Origin of the sequence: Roseovarius sp. A-2, assembly GCF_002072155.1 — a bacterium.
GTDB lineage: Bacteria > Pseudomonadota > Alphaproteobacteria > Rhodobacterales > Rhodobacteraceae > Roseovarius.
Genome location: NZ_BDIY01000022.1, coordinates 15,134 through 31,351, shown reverse-complemented (window position 1 = coordinate 31,351; position 16,218 = coordinate 15,134). Strand labels below are relative to the sequence as shown.

Below are 16,218 nucleotides of genomic sequence, written 5' to 3'. Positions count from 1 at the left end.
CGTATGGATTCATCCCGCGCGCGGGTTTATATGCCCGGACATGAGCGATATCCGCGAGACAGGGCTGGCTTTCATGATGATGCACGGGTTGGGCAACGACTTTGTCGTGCTTGATGCCCGTGCAGGTGATTTTGCGCTTTCTCCGGCTCTGGTCGCGGGGATTGCGGACCGGCATCGCGGTATCGGATTCGATCAGCTTGCGGTGATCGGGGTGGGCGACGGGGATGCGCATCTGACTTTCTACAATGCCGATGGCTCTACCTCTGCGGCCTGTGGCAATGCCACCCGCTGCATTGCGCGCCATATAATGCAGGAGACGGGCAAGACCGCAGTCACGCTGACCACCGCGCGCGGGGCGTTGCGGGCGGTCGATGCGGGGGGCGGGTTGACTTCGGTCAACATGGGACAGCCGCAGCTGGACTGGCAGGACATCCCGCTCGCCAAGGCGATGGACACGCTGGAAATGCCAATAGAGGGCACCCCCACCGCCACCGGCATGGGCAATCCGCATTGCACCTTTTTCGTCGAGGATGCCTGTGCCGTCTCGCTCGACCAGTTCGGGCCGCGCTATGAGAATCACCCGCTTTATCCCGAGCGCACCAATGTGCAGGTGGCGAGCGTGATCGGCCCCGATCATCTGCGCATGCGGGTTTGGGAGCGGGGTGTGGGGGTGACGCTCGCCTCGGGCTCGTCGTCTTGCGCCGTGGCCGTTGCCGCCGCGCGGCGCGGGCTGACCGGGCAGCGCGTGCGGATCACCCTTGATGGTGGCACGCTCGACGTCGACTGGCGCGAGGATGGCGTCTGGATGACTGGCGAGACGGCGCATGTCGCGAGCGGCCATCTGACGCCCGCATTCCTTGCGGGGTTCCAATGACCGACGCGCCGCGATTCACCACGCTGGGCTGTCGGCTGAACGCCTATGAGACCGAGGCAATGAAGGATCTTGCCGGGCAGGCGGGGCTGAAAAATGCCGTTGTGGTCAACACCTGTGCTGTCACGTCGGAGGCCGTGCGCAAGGCCCGGCAGGAAATTCGCCGGTTGCGCCGTGCGCATCCCCGTGCGCGCCTCATCGTGACCGGCTGCGCGGCGCAGACCGAGCCCGAGACCTTTGCCGCGATGGAAGAGGTCGATGCCGTCATCGGCAATACCGAGAAGATGCAGGGCGACACATGGGGCCGCCTTGCCGCCGATTTCATCGGCGATAGCGAGCGTGTGCAGGTCAACGACATTATGTCCGTGACTGAGACCGCGGGCCACCTGATCGACGGATTCGGCACCCGCTCCCGCGCCTATGTGCAGGTGCAGAACGGCTGTGATCATCGCTGCACCTTCTGCATCATCCCGTATGGCCGGGGCAATTCGCGCAGCGTTCCGGCGGGCGTCGTTGTCGATCAGATCAAGCGGCTGGTAGGCTCAGGCTATAACGAGGTGGTGCTGACCGGCGTGGACCTGACAAGCTGGGGTGCGGATCTACCGTCACAGCCGAAACTGGGCGATCTGGTGATGCGCATCCTGAAGCTGGTGCCAGATCTGCCGCGCCTGCGTATTTCGTCGATCGATTCGATCGAGGTGGACGACAATCTCATGCAGGCCATCGCGACCGAGCCGCGCCTGATGCCGCATCTGCACCTGAGCCTGCAACATGGCGACGACCTGATCCTCAAGCGGATGAAGCGGCGGCATCTGCGTGACGATGCGATCCGCTTTGCCGAAGAGGCACGGCGCCTGCGGCCCGAGATGACCTTTGGTGCCGATATCATCGCGGGCTTTCCGACCGAGAGCGAGGCGGCGTTCGAAAACTCGCTGCGGCTGGTCGAGGACTGCCACCTGACATGGCTGCATGTCTTTCCCTATTCGCCGCGCCCCGGCACCCCGGCGGCAAAGATGCCGCAGGTGGACGGGCGTGCGATCAAGGCGCGGGCCGCACGGCTGCGGGCGGCGGGTGAGGGGCGTGTCGCGGCGCATCTGGCAGACCAGCAGGGGCGGTGCCACGCGGTGCTGATGGAAAACCCGCGGATGGGCCGGACCGAGCAATTCACCGAGGTCGCCTTTGGCAGTGACCGCCCCGAAGGCACGATTGTCAGCGCGACCGTGACCGGCCATACCGGCACGCAGCTTACCGCTTTCTGAAGGGTAGTCCACGATGCACCCCAACCCTACCTATCGTCAGGTCGACGCCGCGGGCAATATCGCCTTCGCGCGCGGGCAGGGCTTTGGCGTGCTGGCGGTGACCACGGGCGACGCGCCGCTGATCAGCCATATCCCGTTCCTGCTGTCGGAGGACGGCACACGGGCCGAGTTTCACCTCGTGCGCTCCAACCCTATCGTGCGGCTCATGTCTGATCCGCTGCCTGCGCGGCTCGCGGTGCAGGGGCCGCATTCCTACGTCTCGCCGGACTGGTATGGCGTCGCCGATCAGGTGCCGACCTGGAATTACGTCGCCGTGCATCTGGTGGGCGAGGTGCGTCTGCAGCCGCAGGAGCGGATGCGCGACCTGCTTGACCGGCAATCGGCAGAGTTCGAGTCTCGGCTGGCACCCAAGCCCGAGTGGCGGGCGGAGAAAATGACACCCGAGGTGCTGGAGCGGATGATGCGGCAGATCGTGCCCTGTGAGATGCGGGTGGACGAGATCGCGGGCACCTGGAAGCTGGGCCAGAACAAACCCGAGGACGTGCGCCTGCGCGCCGCCGATCCGCTGCAGGTAGCGGGGCAGGGGCAGGACGTGGCGATGCTTGCCCGCCTGATGCGCGAACCGCCCGCCTGACGGGGCGGGTGCCGGTTCTGCGAAGTGCGAATCAAGTGGTAAGTATGGCCTGGAGTGGCCATAGCACCCCGCCAGAAGGTGCCGCGCGAGATGCGGCAACGGCAGCGTCAGGCCAACCATGCTTTACACACGAGCCGCATCCTCCTAGCGTCTGCCTCACAACAGCCTCAGGAATCCCCCATGCAGCTCATCGCCTCACCACTCTCCCCTTTCGTGCGCAAAGTTCGCGTGCTCCTGCTCGAGACCGGGCTGTCTGATAGCGTCGAGGTGGTGAATCTGGCCACCACGCCGCTCGATACAGACCCGAAAGCCGCCTCGGCCAATCCGCTGGGCAAGATCCCGGCCCTGGTGCGCGAGGGCGCGGCGACGCTCTATGACAGCCGGGTGATCACCCGTTATCTCGACGACATGGCTGATGGCGGGCTCTACCCGCAGGCGCGACTCTGGGAGGTGCTGACGCTGGAGGCCACCGCGGAAGGGATCATGGACGCCGCCGTGCTGATGACCTATGAGGCGCGGTTTCGCCCCGAGGAGATGCAATATGCGCCTTGGGTCGAGGCGCAATGGGCCAAGGTCGCCCGGGCGCTCGACGCGGTAGAGGCGCGCTGGATGAGCCATCTGGCCGGGCCGCTGGATATGAGTCATATCGCCATGGGTTGCGCGCTGGGTTATCTCGATTTCCGCCACGAGGCGCGCGGATGGCGTACCAGGCGGCCCGCCCTTGAGACATGGTATGCCGAGTTCCGTGCGCGCGAAAGCATGGCGAAAACCGCGCCGGATGCCGCGTGAGCCTTGGGCGGCATGGTAACAAGCGCGACAGATGCGCGCTCTGATTCGGATTGAGGCAATGCAGGCTGGACGCCTCGGGAAAGCCCCGTTAAATAACCGGGCAGAGTGGTCGCGGGATTCCCGTGGCCCGAACACCGTATGAGGCCGCACGCGGCACTGATATAATGGAGTAAACCTCGTGTCCCACGCAGAAGATCACGAAGGCACCCGGAGGGATTTCCTCTACTACGCCACCGCAGGCGCAGGTGCCGTCACCGCAGGGGCCGCCATCTGGCCGCTGGTCAACCAGATGAACCCGTCGGCGGATGTGCAGGCCCTGTCCTCGATCCGCGTCGATGTGGCCGGGGTCAATCCGGGCTCGCAGATCAGCGTCAAGTTCCTCGGCAAGCCGGTCTTCATCCGTCGCCGCACGGAAAAGGAAATCGAGGCGGCCCGTTCGGTGGAACTGTCAGCGCTGCCCGATCAGAACGCGCAGAACCGCAACGACATGTCGCTGGACGCTGCCGATCAGAACCGCACGCTGGACGAGGCGGGCGAGTGGCTGGTGATGATCGGCGTCTGCACCCACTTGGGCTGCGTGCCGATCGGGGATGGTGCCGGTGACTTCGGCGGCTGGTTCTGCCCCTGCCACGGCTCTCACTACGACACCGCGGGACGTATCCGCAAAGGCCCCGCGCCCGAGAACCTCTGGATTCCCGTGGCCGAATTCGTCGATGATACGACGATCCAACTGGGATAAGGAAACGCGCACATGTCCGGAATTCCACACGATCATTACGAGCCCAAGACCGGCGGCGAAAAGTGGCTTCACTCGCGCCTGCCCATCGTCGGGCTGCTTTACGACACCATCATGATTCCCACACCCAAGAACCTCAACTGGATGTGGATCTGGGGGATTGTCCTGACTTTCTGCCTCGTGTTGCAGATCGCCACCGGCATCATCCTGGCGATGCATTACACGCCGCATGTCGATATGGCCTTTGCCAGCGTCGAGCATATCATGCGCAACGTGAACGGCGGGCATTTTATCCGCTACCTGCACATGAACGGCGCGTCGCTGTTCTTTGTCGCGGTCTACCTGCACATTTTCCGCGGTCTCTATTACGGATCGTACAAGGCCCCGCGCGAGATCACGTGGATCATCGGCATGCTGATTTACCTGATGATGATGGGCACCGCCTTCATGGGCTACGTGCTGCCCTGGGGTCAGATGTCGTTCTGGGGGGCCACGGTGATTACCGGCCTCTTTGGCGCGATCCCGTTCATCGGCGATGCGATCCAGACATGGCTTCTGGGCGGACCGGCGGTGGACAATGCGACGCTCAACCGCTTCTTCTCGCTGCACTACCTGCTGCCCTTCGTGATCGCGGCGCTGGTGGCGCTGCATATCTGGGCGTTCCACACCACGGGCAACAACAATCCCACCGGGGTTGACGTGCGCCGGACGTCGAAGGCCGAGGCCGAGAAGGACACGGTGTCGTTCTGGCCCTATTTCGTGATCAAGGACCTCTTTGCGCTCGCCGTGATCATGGTCGTCTTCTTCGCAATCGTCGGCTTCATGCCCAACTATCTCGGGCACCCTGACAACTATATCGAGGCCGACGCGCTGGTGACACCCGCGCATATCGTGCCGGAATGGTATTTCCTGCCGTTCTACGCGATCCTGCGAGCCTTTACCTCGGACGTCTGGGTGGTGATGTTCGCAAGCTGGATTACCGGCGGGATCATCGACGCCAAGTTCTTCGGCGTGCTGGCGATGTTCGGCGCGATCGCGGTGATGGCGCTGGCACCGTGGCTTGATACCTCCTCGGTGCGCTCGGGCCGTTACCGTCCGATGTTCAAGTGGTGGTTCTGGCTGTTGGCGATTGATTTCGTCGTCCTGATGTGGGTCGGCGCGATGCCGGCAGAACCGCCCTATTCGACGATCTCGTTGATCGCGTCGGCCTATTGGTTCGCCTACTTCCTTGTGATCCTGCCGTTGCTTGGCGTGATCGAGAAACCCGAGGCGCAGCCTGCCACCATCGAAGAGGATTTCGATGCGCATTATGGCAAGGCCGAAACGCCTGCCGAATAAGAAAGGACGGATGACAATGTTCAAGAAAACAGGCATTGCGGCCCTCGTGGCGCTGTCCCTTTCTGCCGGTGGCGCCTTCGCCGCCGGGGGCGCGGGGCATATCGAGGATGTCGACTTTTCCTTCGAGGGGCCGTTCGGCAAGTTCGACCAGAACCAGCTTCAGCGCGGTCTCAAGATCTATACGCAGGTCTGTTCGGCCTGCCACGGGCTGCAATACGTACCGCTCCGCACGCTGGCGGATGAGGGCGGACCGCACCTGCCCGGTGATCAGATGCGCGCCTATGCCGGGCAGTTCGAGGTCTTCGACGAGGAGATCGACGACTTTCGGGCGGCCAAACCGGTGGATCATTTCCCCGGGTCGCAACTGGAGAACGCCCCTGACCTGTCGCTGATGGCGAAAAAGCGGGCCGGCTTCCACGGGCCTTACGGCACCGGTCTGGCGCAGCTCTTCAAGGGCATGGGCGGGGCGGAATACATCTACTCGCTGATGGTTGGCTATGAAGAGCCGCCGGAATGCGCGCCGGAGGATTTCGAGGGCAGCTATAACGCCGCCTTCACCGCCGGTGGCTATCCGGAGGAATGCAAGGACGAGCATGGTCACCCGACCGTGCCCGGCAGCTGGATTGCAATGGCGCAGCCGCTCTGGGGTGACGATGTCGAGTATGACGACGGCACCGAGGCGACGCTGGGGCAACAGGCCAAGGATGTGGCGGCGTTCCTGATGTGGACGGCGGAGCCCAAGATGATGGCACGCAAGCATGCGGGCCTGTCGGGGGTGATCTTCCTTACCGTGCTGTCGGTGCTGCTCTATCTCACCAACAAGCGGATCTGGGCCCCGATCAAGGGCAAGAAGACCAGCTGACCGATCTCGCCTCCAGGGCAGGATTCAAAGCCCCGCAGGTTTGCCCTGCGGGGCTTTTGCGTGCCGCGAGCGGCGAAAATGCCCCGGCGTGGTCAAATAGCGCAGGGTCGGGATCAACGCAGCGTTTGCAAAAGCCCGCCAATCCACTATGCAGTTCGCCATCGAGACAAAAAAAAGCAGGCACATGCCCGATCATTCCAATCCCGTCCTGCCGCAACCCGAAATTCGGGCTGGCAGGGAATGGGCACAGCTTCTCGCGAAATACCGCGAGCCGAGTTCGCCGCGCGCCGCCTTTGAGCTGGCCGTTACCCTTGTGCCGTTCCTGGCGTTGTGGGGGATGGCCTGGTGGGCGCTGTCGGTCAGCTACGCGCTGAGCCTCGCGCTCGCGGTCTGCGCGGCGGCGTTCCTGTTGCGCCTGTTCGCGATCCAGCATGACTGCGGCCATGGCGCATTCTTCAGGAGCCGAACGCTCAACGACTGGTTGGGGCGTGCGCTGGGCGTGATGACGCTCACGCCCTATGACGTCTGGCGGCATTCGCATTCGATCCATCACAGTTCCTCGGGCAACCTGGGACGGCGTGGGATCGGCGATATCAACACTCTGACGGTGGCGGAATATGCCGCCCTTACGCCGTTCCAGCGGCTGAAATACCGGCTCTACCGTAACCCCGTGGTGCTGTTCGGGCTGGGGCCGGGCTATATTTTCCTGCTGGAGAACCGGCTGCCGCTCGGCTTTATGGGGCGCGCGCGGTATTGGGTCAGTGCGATGGTCACCAATGCCGTCTTGTTGGCGGCTCTTGGATTGGTTGCATGGTTCGGGGGGCTGATGCCGATCCTGCTGATTTTCCTGCCCTCGACCTTGCTGGCGGCGACGGCGGGGATGTGGCTGTTCTACGTGCAGCACCAGTTCGAGACCACCCATTGGGAGGCCGAGGAGAACTGGCAATTGCACGATGCAGCCCTTGAGGGCAGTTCGCATTACGTGATGCCCGCCTGGATGCAATGGCTGAGCGCTAATATCGGCATTCACCATGTCCATCACGTCAACAGCCGTATCCCCTTTTATCGCCTGCCCGAAGTGTTACGCGATCACGCCTATCTGGATCGGATCAACCGGATGACCATCCGCGAGAGCCTGGCCAATGCACGTTTGCACCTGTGGGATGAACGGGCGCGGCGACTGTTGTCCTTTGCCGAGGCGCGGGGGGTCATGGGCGGCGCTTGAATTCGCCGGGCCGTCGCTTATGTCCGGACAAGGAGGACCGATATGCGCCTTAATGCCGATTTCTCGCTGCGGGTCGTGATCCGGCCCGAAGATTACAATTGGGTTCAGTCGCCTGCGGGCGGGGTGGAGCGGATGATGCTCGACCGCGTGGGCGACGAGGTCGCGCGCGCCACGACCATCGTGCGGTTCGCACCCGACTCTTGGTTCGACGCGCATACGCATGGCGGTGGTGAGGAATATCTTGTGCTCGACGGCGTTTTTTCCGACGAATCGGGCGATTACCGGGCGGGCACCTATGTGCGCAACCCGATCGGCACGCGGCACAAGCCGCATACGCGCGAGGGCTGTACCATCCTCGTCAAACTGCACCAGTTCGACCCCTCGGATACCGAACAGTTCCATATCGACACGAGCTTGGCCGAGTTTCGGCCCGGTCAGGTCGACGGGCTGAGCGTGCTGCCGCTGCATGCGGCGGTAAACGAGAACGTGGCGCTTGTTCGCTGGGCTCCCGGCACCCGTTTCAACACGCATCGCCATTGGGGAGGCGAAGAGATTTTCGTGCTTGAGGGCACGTTTCAGGATGAGCATGGCGATTATCCTGCCGGCACCTGGCTGCGCAGCCCGCATCTTTCGGAACATACACCGTTCTCAGATGAGGGCTGTCTGATTTATGTGAAAACGGGGCATCTTTTGGATCAGGCGGCCGCCTGATGTTTTGGCATTGATCTGCCGTCACCGCATCCCGCGCGGGACCTTCTGGCGGGATGCTATGTCCGCTCAAGGCCACGTGCCGCTTATCTTACGGACAGTGATTGATCCCGCGCACCTGCCACCGACCTCCTGCCCAGTGCAGTTCGGTCACTGACAGATTGTCGATGCGCTGCGCGAAGGCGTCATAGGCGCTGATCCCGAGCGCCGCCTGCACTTGCGTGAGGATCGTACCCATATGGGCCACCGCGACAATATCGCGCCCCGGATGGGCCGCGCGCAGCCGTGCCACCGCACCCGAGACGCGGGTCGAGACCTCAAGCCAGCTTTCACCGCCGGGGGGGCGGACATCGCCCGGATGTTCCCAGAAGGCGCGCAGATGGGTCTGGTCGGGGATGCTGTCGAAGTCTTGCAACTCCCAATCACCGAAATGGATTTCGCGCAGGTCACGCTCGTCGGCAAGGCGCGGGCGTGGCCCGGCGATGGCATCGGCGGTGGCACGTGCGCGGATGAGATCGGACGAGACCACAAGCGCGCCCTCCGGCAGATGCGTCGAGAGCCGCGCAAGCCACGCGGTATCGCTGAGATCAGCGGGAATGTCGGACCAGCCGACCATGGATTTGGCATGTGTCGGACCGTGTCGAACCCAGAAAACCCGACTCACGGCAGCGTTCCTTTCAGCACCTGCGGTAGCCCCGCGATCACGTTGACCACCAGCCCCGCGCGCGCCGCAAGCCGTTGGTTGAGCGCGCCCTGCGCATTTTGAAACCGTCGCGCGAGCGCGTTGTCGGGCACCACCGACAGCCCGACCTCGTTCGAGACTACGACGACCGGTGCCGCGCAGCTGTCGAGCGCCGCGACGAGCGCCGCTTCGGCCTGCGCAAGATCGCTCTCGGCCAGCAGATGATTGGAGAGCCACATCGTCGCGCAGTCGAGCAGGACGACATCACCGGACCCTGCCTGTGCGAGTGCCGGGCCAATATCGCGCGCCGCCTCGACGGTGCGCCAGTCGGGGCCGCGCCGCGCGCGGTGACGCTCGAGCTTGGCGCGCATCTCGGCGTCATGGGCTTCGGCCGTGGCGAGATAGATGCGGGGCCTGCCAGCCGCGCGGACGAGCCCCTCGGCATAGGCGGACTTTCCGGAGGCAGCCCCTCCGAGCACCAGGGTCAGCGGCTGCAACATGTCTCTCAAACCTTGTTTATTTTGATCCGGTTCACATCTTGTCTCGTAACACCCCGTGAAATGCTCAGAAAGAGCACTTTGGCACCAGATGCATGACAGGGGAATACAATGCCACTTGATGCACCGCAGCAAAGCAACATGTCCCGCACCGCGATGAAAGCAGAAATGTTGGACGCCGAAACCGAACTCAAACTCGCCTATGCATGGCGAGATGATCGGGACGAGGAGGCGTTGCACCGCTTGATCACCGCCTACATGCGACTGGCCATTTCGATGGCGTCCAAGTTCCGCCGCTACGGTGCGCCCATGAACGACCTCATTCAAGAGGCCGGGCTTGGCTTGATGAAGGCCGCCGACAAGTTCGACCCCGACCGGGGCGTGCGATTTTCGACCTACGCCGTGTGGTGGATCAAGGCGAGCATTCAGGATTACGTGATGCGCAACTGGTCGATGGTGCGTACCGGCTCGACCTCCTCGCAGAAATCACTCTTCTTTAATATGCGCCGGGTTCAGGCTCGGATCGAGCGAGAAGCGATGGCCAATGGCGAGGAGTTGGACGGCTACCAACTGCGCGAAATGATCGCGCATGAGGTCGGCGTGCCCTTGCGCGATGTTGAAATGATGGAGGGGCGTTTGTCGGGCTCCGATTTCTCGCTTAATGCCAGACAATCCTCTGAGGATGAGGGGCGCGAGTGGATCGACACGATCGAGGATGAGGGTGCGCGCGGCGATGAGCTGGTTGAGAAGGATCACGATTTGCAGGCGCTGCGCGATTGGCTGGGCGATGCGATGAGCAAGCTCAACGAGCGTGAGCGCTTCATCGTCCGCGAGCGCAAGCTGCGCGATGCGCCGCGCACGCTGGAAAGTCTCGGTGCGGAACTGAGCCTGTCCAAGGAACGGGTACGTCAGCTTGAGGCGGCGGCGTTCCAGAAAATGCGCAAGCATCTTGAAAAGCACGGCGGCGAGGTGCAGAACCTGCTCGCATGAGCCTGCGCGCCCTTGCCCTGACAGTTACCCTATGCGCCGCCGGTCCGGTGGCGTCGCAGGATGTGGCGATACTGGGCGAGGTGCATGACAACCCCGACCATCACGCAGAACAGGCCGCACAGGTGGCGCGGTTGCAGCCCGCCGCCATCGTGTTTGAGATGCTGACCGAAGATCAGGCTGCGCGCGCGACCCCCGGGCTGCGCGGCGATGCCGCGGCACTGGCCGAGGCGCTGGATTGGGCCGATAGCGGCTGGCCCGATTTCACCATGTATCATCCGATCTTCACAGCCGCCCCCGAGGCGGTGATTTACGGTGCCTTGGTGCCGCGCGACGCGGCGCGCGCGGTGTTCGACAGCGGCCCGTCAGAGGCGTTCGGGCCAGAGGCCGCACGCTACGGCCTCGACCGCGATCTCGACCCGGAAGAGCAGGCCACGCGCGAGGCGATGCAGATGGCGGCGCATTGCGACGCGCTGCCCGAAGAGATGCTGCCCGGCATGGTCGCGGTGCAGCGCCTGCGCGACGCGGTGCTGGCTCGGGCGGTGGTGCAGGCAGTGGACGAGACCGGCGGGCCGGTGGTGGTGATCACCGGCAACGGCCATGCGCGCCGTGACTGGGGCGTGCCCGCAGTGCTGGACAAGATTGCCCCGGATCTCGATATCTGGGTGCTGGGTCAGACCGAGGACAACCGCCCGCTGGAGGGCGGTTTCGATGCGATCAAATCCGCCCCTGCCGCCCCGCGCCCCGATCCCTGCGCGGCGTTCGAGTAGCCGCCCGCGCCCTTGCACGCGCGCGGCAGCCGCCCTACTGTCGGCGCGGCCCTGGAAGGAACGCCCATGCTCACCTCGAAACGCATTCTACTGATCATCGGCGGCGGCATCGCGGCGTTCAAATCGCTCGATCTGATCCGGCGGCTACGCGAGCGCGGGGCTGAGGTGACGCCGGTTCTGACCCGGGCCGGGACGGAATTCGTGACGCCACTGTCGGTCTCGGCGCTGGCGGGGCGCCGCGTGTTTTCGGACCTTTTCGACCTGACCGACGAGGCCGAGATGGGGCATATCGAGCTCAGTCGCTCGGCTGATCTGATTGTCGTGGCCCCCGCCACCGCCGACCTGATGGCGAAGATGGCCCATGGTCATGCGGATGATCTGGCCTCGACGCTGCTGCTGGCCACCGACACGCCGGTGCTACTGGCCCCGGCGATGAATGTGCGGATGTGGCAGCACGCGGCAACGCAGCGCAATATCGAGACGCTGATTGGTGACGGGATCGGATTCGTCGGCCCCAATGAGGGCGACATGGCCTGTGGCGAGCATGGCCCCGGCCGAATGGCCGAGGTGCCCGAGATCCTTGCCGCAGTCGAGGCGGCGCTGGCAGATGGGCCGCTCCGGGGGCGGCGCGTGCTGGTCACCTCCGGCCCGACGCATGAGCCTATCGACCCGGTACGCTATATCGCCAACCGCTCCTCCGGTGCTCAGGGCACGGCGATTGCGCGGGCGCTGGCGGCTTTGGGTGCGGAGGTGGTGTTCGTCACCGGCCCCGCAACCGTGCCGCCCCCCGAAGGCGTCGAGGTGATCCGCGTCGAGACCGCACGGCACATGCTGGCGGCGGTCGAGGCCGCGTTGCCCGCCGATGCCGCTATCTTTGCCGCCGCAGTGGCCGATTGGCGGATGGCGCAGCCAACCGACCGCAAGATAAAGAAGACCGAGGGCGGATTGCCGGTGCTGGAATTCGCCGAGAACCCGGACATTCTGGCGACGGTGAGCCAGATCGCGGAAGGACGTCCGAGCCTCGTTGTGGGCTTTGCCGCCGAGACGCATGACGTGGTAGAACACGCCACCGCCAAACGTGCGCGCAAAGGTTGTGACTGGATCGTCGCCAATGACGTGAGCGCGGGCACGGGGATCATGGGCGGGACCGAGAATGCCGTGACGCTGATCACCGACGAGGGTGCCGAAAGTTGGCCGCGCATGGGCAAGGCGCAGGTGGCGCGGCATCTGGCCGAGCGGATCGCGCAGGCACTGGCCTGAGAATTTTGAGTATTTTTGGAACAATGAAAGAGGGCCGTACATGCTGACCGTCGCGTTTCAATGGGAGGAGGGGGCGGATCGTTCCCTGGGTCTGCCTGCCTACGAAACGGACGGGGCGGCGGGGGCCGACCTGCGCGCGAATTTTCCCGATCGGGGCGCGGTGATGCTGGCTCCGGGCGTGCGGGCACTGGTGCCGACGGGGCTGCGGCTCATGGTGCCTGCGGGATATGAGGTACAATTGCGGCCGCGTTCGGGGCTGGCGCTGAAACACGGGATCACGCTGCCAAACAGCCCCGGCACCATCGACAGCGATTATCGCGGCCCGCTTGGCGTGATCGTGATGAATGCGGGCGAGGAGCAGTTCGAGGTAAAGCATGGCGCGCGGATCGCGCAGATGGTCGTGGCCCCGGTGGTGCAGGCGCGGTTCGAGGTGGTCGAGAGCCTGGAGGCCACCGCGCGTGGCGCGGGGGGCTTTGGCTCCACCGGGGTGCGTTGATGCTGCTGGTTCTGGTGATGGCGGCGGTGCTCTGGGGCATCGGGGCGGCGATGGGCACACCCCGGCGGTTACGTTGGGGGATGATCGCCGGGCTGTGGGCCGGGGTCACGTTGGCGCATCTGGTCTTGCCCTCAGGACATTCCATCCGGCTCGCCACGGGCGAGAGCGCGGCGCTTTGGTTGATGATCGGCGGGGGTGCGGCACTGGTGCTGGTCTATCGCGCCGGGCTGGGGGCGTTGCGTGCCCGGGCCGGGCGGCGCGAGGCAGAGGCAGGGGCGGACACCGTGCCCAAGCCGCTTTTCACCGAGGCCGAACTGAGCCGCTATGCCCGCCATATCGTTCTGCGCGAGATCGGCGGGCCGGGGCAGAAGGCGATGAAAGAAGCGCGGGTACTGGTGATCGGCGCAGGGGGTCTCGGCTCGCCGGTACTGTTGTATCTCGCGGCGGCGGGGGTCGGGACCATTGGCGTGATAGACGATGACGAGGTCGATAATTCCAACCTGCAACGGCAGGTGATCCACCGCGATGCCGATATCGGCCTGCCGAAAGTGCAATCGGCCATGGCCGCGATGCAGAGGCAGAACCCCGCTGTGGCGGTGCGCCCCTATCAGCGGCGACTGAGCGCGGAGATCGCCGAGGACCTCTTTGCCGACTACGATCTGATCCTTGATGGCACCGACAATTTCGAGACGCGTTATCTGGTCAATGCCGCCGCTGTTGCGCAGGGCAAACCGCTGATTTCCGGCGCGATGTCGCAATGGGAGGGGCAGTTGAGCGTTTTCGACCCCGCCCACGGCGCGCCCTGCTACCAATGCATTTTCCCCGAGGAGCCCGCGCCCGGTCTTGCGCCGTCCTGTGCCGAGGCGGGGGTGCTGGGCCCCTTGCCCGGTGTGGTCGGTGCGATGATGGCCGCCGAGGCGGTGAAGCTGATCACCGGGGCGGGGCAAAGCTTGCGCGGGGAGATGCTGATTTACGACGCGCTTTATGGCGAGAGCCGCAAGATCGCGGTGAGCCGCCGCGCGGATTGTCCGATCTGCGGCGATAAAGGAGAGAAACATGACCAACCCATTGCTGGCTGAGTGGAACACGCCCTTTGCCCTTGCCCCGTTCGATGCGATTTCGGACGAGAATTTTGCCCCCGCATTTGAAGTTGCGATGGACAAGGCGCGGGTTGAGGTGGCGGCGATTGCCGAGAACTCCAACGCGCCGACCTTCGCCAACACCATTGAGGCGCTGGAGGCGTCGGGCAAGGCGCTCGACCGCGTGCTGTCGGTGTTTTTCACCGTGGCGGGGGCGGACAGCAACCCGAGGCGGCAGGAATTGCAGCGCGATTTTGGCCCGAAGCTGGCGGCCTATTCCTCGGAGCTTTATGGCAACAAAGCGCTGTTCGCGCGGGTTGAGGCTGTGTGGGAGGCGCGCGAGACGCTGAGCCTGACGCCAGAGCAGCAGCGCCTCTTGATGCTGACGCATCGCGCGTTTCGCCGGGCGGGCGCGGCTCTGACCGGTGAGCAAGACAAACGCATGCGCGCGATCATGGCGCGGCTGGCGGAACTGGGCACGGCCTTCACGCAGAACCTGCTGGCGGATGAGGCGAGCTGGCATATGGCGCTTTCGGAGGGTGATCTGGAGGGGTTGCCGGAGTTCGTGATCCGCGCGGCCCGCGCAGCGGGGCAGGAGAAGGGGGCGGATGGCCCGGTGATCACGCTGTCGCGCTCGCTCATCGTGCCGTTCCTGCAATTCTCGCCCCGCCGCGGCCTGCGCCGAAAGGCGTTCGAGGCCTGGATCTCGCGTGGGGCAAGGGGGGGTGAGACCGACAACCGCGCCATTGCCGAGGAGATATTGCGCCTGCGTGCCGAGCGCGCGGCGCTTTTGGGCTATGAGAGTTTCGCCGCCTACAAGCTGGAAACCGAGATGGCGAAGACGCCCGACGCCGTGCGCGATTTGCTGATGGCGGTATGGGAGCCAGCCCGCACGCAGGCCGAGGCCGATGCGGACACACTGACCGCGATGATGCGCGCCGATGGGATCAACGGCGATCTTGAGCCGTGGGACTGGCGCTATTATTCCGAGAAGCGGCGGCAGGCGGAGCATGATCTCGATGAGGCGGCGCTCAAGCCCTATCTCTCGCTCGATGCGATGATCGAGGCGGCGTTCGGTTGTGCCAATCGGCTGTTCGGGCTGGAATTCACGCCGATGGACATCCCGCTCTACCATTCCGATTGCCGGGCGTGGGAGGTGACGCGACACGGGCGGCATGTGGCGGTCTTCATCGGGGACTATTTCGCGCGCGGCTCCAAACGCTCGGGCGCGTGGTGCTCGTCGATGCGTGGGCAAGCCAAAGTCCCGCAGGTGCAGGGGGCCGTGGTGATCAACGTGTGCAATTTCGCCAAGGGCGATCCGGCGCTGCTGAGCTATGACGACGCGCGCACGCTGTTCCATGAATTCGGCCATGCGCTGCATCACCTGCTGTCGGATGTGAGTTACGAGAGCCTGTCGGGCACCTCGGTGGCGCGTGATTTCGTGGAACTGCCGAGCCAGCTCTATGAGCATTGGCTGGAGGTGCCGGAGGTGTTGGAGCGCTACGCCACCCATGTCGAGACCGGCGCGGCGATGCCACCCGAGATGCTGGAGCGGCTGCTTGCCGCCACGACCTACGACATGGGGTTCCAGACGGTGGAATACGTGGCCTCGGCGCTGGTCGATCTGGCGTTTCACGAGGGCACGCCGCCCGAGGATCTGATGGCGGCGCAGCGCGATGTGCTGGACCGGTTGGGCCTGCCGCATGCCATCACCATGCGCCACGCAAGCCCGCATTTCGCGCATGTGTTTTCCGGCGACGGCTATTCCAGCGGCTATTACAGCTACATGTGGTCCGAGGTGATGGATGCCGATGCCTTCGCCGCCTTCGAGGAGGCGGGGGGGGCGTTCGACGCCGAGCAGGCGCGGGCGCTGGAGCGGCATATCCTGTCAAAAGGCGGATCGGCGGACCCGGCAGAGCTCTATTCCTCGTTCCGGGGGCGGTTGCCGGGGGTCGAGGCGCTCTTGCGCGGGCGCGGGTTGGCGGCCTGACGTGGAAGAATGACGGCCCGCGAATCACTTCCAGT

At 64.6% G+C, this 16,218-nt stretch carries 17 protein-coding genes; 15 read left to right on the top strand and 2 right to left on the bottom strand.

Annotation, left to right across the window (positions count from 1 at the left end):
- Positions 1 to 40: 40 nt before the first annotated feature.
- The 9 genes from dapF (at position 41) to BHD06_RS18445 (ending at position 8,425) form a co-directional block, all read left to right on the top strand.
- Positions 41 to 874: a diaminopimelate epimerase gene (gene dapF / locus BHD06_RS18485; RefSeq protein ID WP_080458453.1), complete on the top strand. Its 834-nt coding sequence runs from the start codon at positions 41 to 43 to the stop codon at positions 872 to 874.
- Complete coding sequence (gene mtaB, locus BHD06_RS18480; RefSeq protein ID WP_080458452.1) at positions 871 to 2,130, top strand: tRNA (N(6)-L-threonylcarbamoyladenosine(37)-C(2))-methylthiotransferase MtaB; 1,260 nt, start codon at positions 871 to 873, stop codon at positions 2,128 to 2,130. Before dapF ends, mtaB begins: the two co-directional genes overlap by 4 nt.
- 13 nt (positions 2,131 to 2,143) lie before the next feature.
- The gene (locus tag BHD06_RS18475; protein WP_080458451.1) at positions 2,144 to 2,764 is read left to right on the top strand and encodes an FMN-binding negative transcriptional regulator; all 621 of its coding nucleotides are present in this window, start codon (positions 2,144 to 2,146) and stop codon (positions 2,762 to 2,764) included.
- Positions 2,765 to 2,944: 180 nt separating this feature from the next.
- Positions 2,945 to 3,553, top strand: a complete 609-nt coding sequence (locus BHD06_RS18470) for a glutathione S-transferase (RefSeq protein ID WP_080458450.1) — start codon at positions 2,945 to 2,947, stop codon at positions 3,551 to 3,553.
- A 178-nt stretch (positions 3,554 to 3,731) separates the two neighbouring features.
- Positions 3,732 to 4,292 carry a ubiquinol-cytochrome c reductase iron-sulfur subunit gene (gene petA, locus BHD06_RS18465; protein WP_080458449.1) on the top strand — a complete coding sequence of 187 codons (561 nt, stop codon included), beginning with the start codon at positions 3,732 to 3,734 and terminating at the stop codon, positions 4,290 to 4,292.
- 12 nt (positions 4,293 to 4,304) lie between these two features.
- The gene (gene petB, locus BHD06_RS18460) at positions 4,305 to 5,627 is read left to right on the top strand and encodes a cytochrome b (RefSeq protein WP_080458448.1); all 1,323 of its coding nucleotides are present in this window, start codon (positions 4,305 to 4,307) and stop codon (positions 5,625 to 5,627) included.
- Between the two features lie 10 nt (positions 5,628 to 5,637).
- The gene (locus tag BHD06_RS18455) at positions 5,638 to 6,489 is read left to right on the top strand and encodes a cytochrome c1 (RefSeq protein WP_080458447.1); all 852 of its coding nucleotides are present in this window, start codon (positions 5,638 to 5,640) and stop codon (positions 6,487 to 6,489) included.
- Between the two features lie 184 nt (positions 6,490 to 6,673).
- Positions 6,674 to 7,714 (top strand): fatty acid desaturase, encoded by a 1,041-nt coding sequence (locus BHD06_RS18450; RefSeq protein ID WP_080458496.1) that lies wholly within the window; start codon positions 6,674 to 6,676, stop codon positions 7,712 to 7,714.
- Between the two features lie 42 nt (positions 7,715 to 7,756).
- Positions 7,757 to 8,425, top strand: coding sequence for a cupin domain-containing protein (locus BHD06_RS18445; protein WP_080458446.1), 669 nt, complete (start codon positions 7,757 to 7,759; stop codon positions 8,423 to 8,425).
- Between the two features lie 88 nt (positions 8,426 to 8,513).
- Here the strand turns inward: BHD06_RS18445 and BHD06_RS18440 are convergent, their stop codons facing one another.
- Together BHD06_RS18440 and cobU are read right to left on the bottom strand one after the other, a co-directional pair.
- The gene (locus tag BHD06_RS18440) at positions 8,514 to 9,086 is read right to left on the bottom strand and encodes a histidine phosphatase family protein (protein ID WP_080458445.1); all 573 of its coding nucleotides are present in this window, start codon (positions 9,084 to 9,086) and stop codon (positions 8,514 to 8,516) included.
- Complete coding sequence (gene cobU, locus BHD06_RS18435; RefSeq protein ID WP_080458444.1) at positions 9,083 to 9,604, bottom strand: bifunctional adenosylcobinamide kinase/adenosylcobinamide-phosphate guanylyltransferase; 522 nt, start codon at positions 9,602 to 9,604, stop codon at positions 9,083 to 9,085. The genes BHD06_RS18440 and cobU overlap by 4 nt, the downstream gene beginning before the upstream one ends.
- A gap of 108 nt (positions 9,605 to 9,712) precedes the next feature.
- Here cobU and BHD06_RS18430 point away from each other — a divergent pair, with 108 nt between their 5' ends.
- The 6 genes from BHD06_RS18430 (at position 9,713) to BHD06_RS18405 (ending at position 16,183) form a co-directional block, all read left to right on the top strand.
- Positions 9,713 to 10,591: an RNA polymerase factor sigma-32 gene (locus BHD06_RS18430; protein WP_080458443.1), complete on the top strand. Its 879-nt coding sequence runs from the start codon at positions 9,713 to 9,715 to the stop codon at positions 10,589 to 10,591.
- Positions 10,588 to 11,358, top strand: a complete 771-nt coding sequence (locus BHD06_RS18425; protein WP_080458442.1) for a ChaN family lipoprotein — start codon at positions 10,588 to 10,590, stop codon at positions 11,356 to 11,358. Before BHD06_RS18430 ends, BHD06_RS18425 begins: the two co-directional genes overlap by 4 nt.
- Before the next feature lie 66 nt (positions 11,359 to 11,424).
- Positions 11,425 to 12,618, top strand: a complete 1,194-nt coding sequence (gene coaBC, locus BHD06_RS18420; protein WP_080458441.1) for a bifunctional phosphopantothenoylcysteine decarboxylase/phosphopantothenate--cysteine ligase CoaBC — start codon at positions 11,425 to 11,427, stop codon at positions 12,616 to 12,618.
- Positions 12,619 to 12,658: 40 nt separating this feature from the next.
- Complete coding sequence (gene dut, locus BHD06_RS18415) at positions 12,659 to 13,114, top strand: dUTP diphosphatase (RefSeq protein ID WP_080458440.1); 456 nt, start codon at positions 12,659 to 12,661, stop codon at positions 13,112 to 13,114.
- Positions 13,114 to 14,193, top strand: coding sequence for a HesA/MoeB/ThiF family protein (locus tag BHD06_RS18410; RefSeq protein ID WP_080458439.1), 1,080 nt, complete (start codon positions 13,114 to 13,116; stop codon positions 14,191 to 14,193). Before dut ends, BHD06_RS18410 begins: the two co-directional genes overlap by 1 nt.
- Entirely contained in the window at positions 14,171 to 16,183 is a 2,013-nt protein-coding gene (locus BHD06_RS18405; protein ID WP_080458438.1) for a M3 family metallopeptidase, read from the top strand. Before BHD06_RS18410 ends, BHD06_RS18405 begins: the two co-directional genes overlap by 23 nt.
- The last annotated feature ends 35 nt before the right edge of the window (positions 16,184 to 16,218 follow it).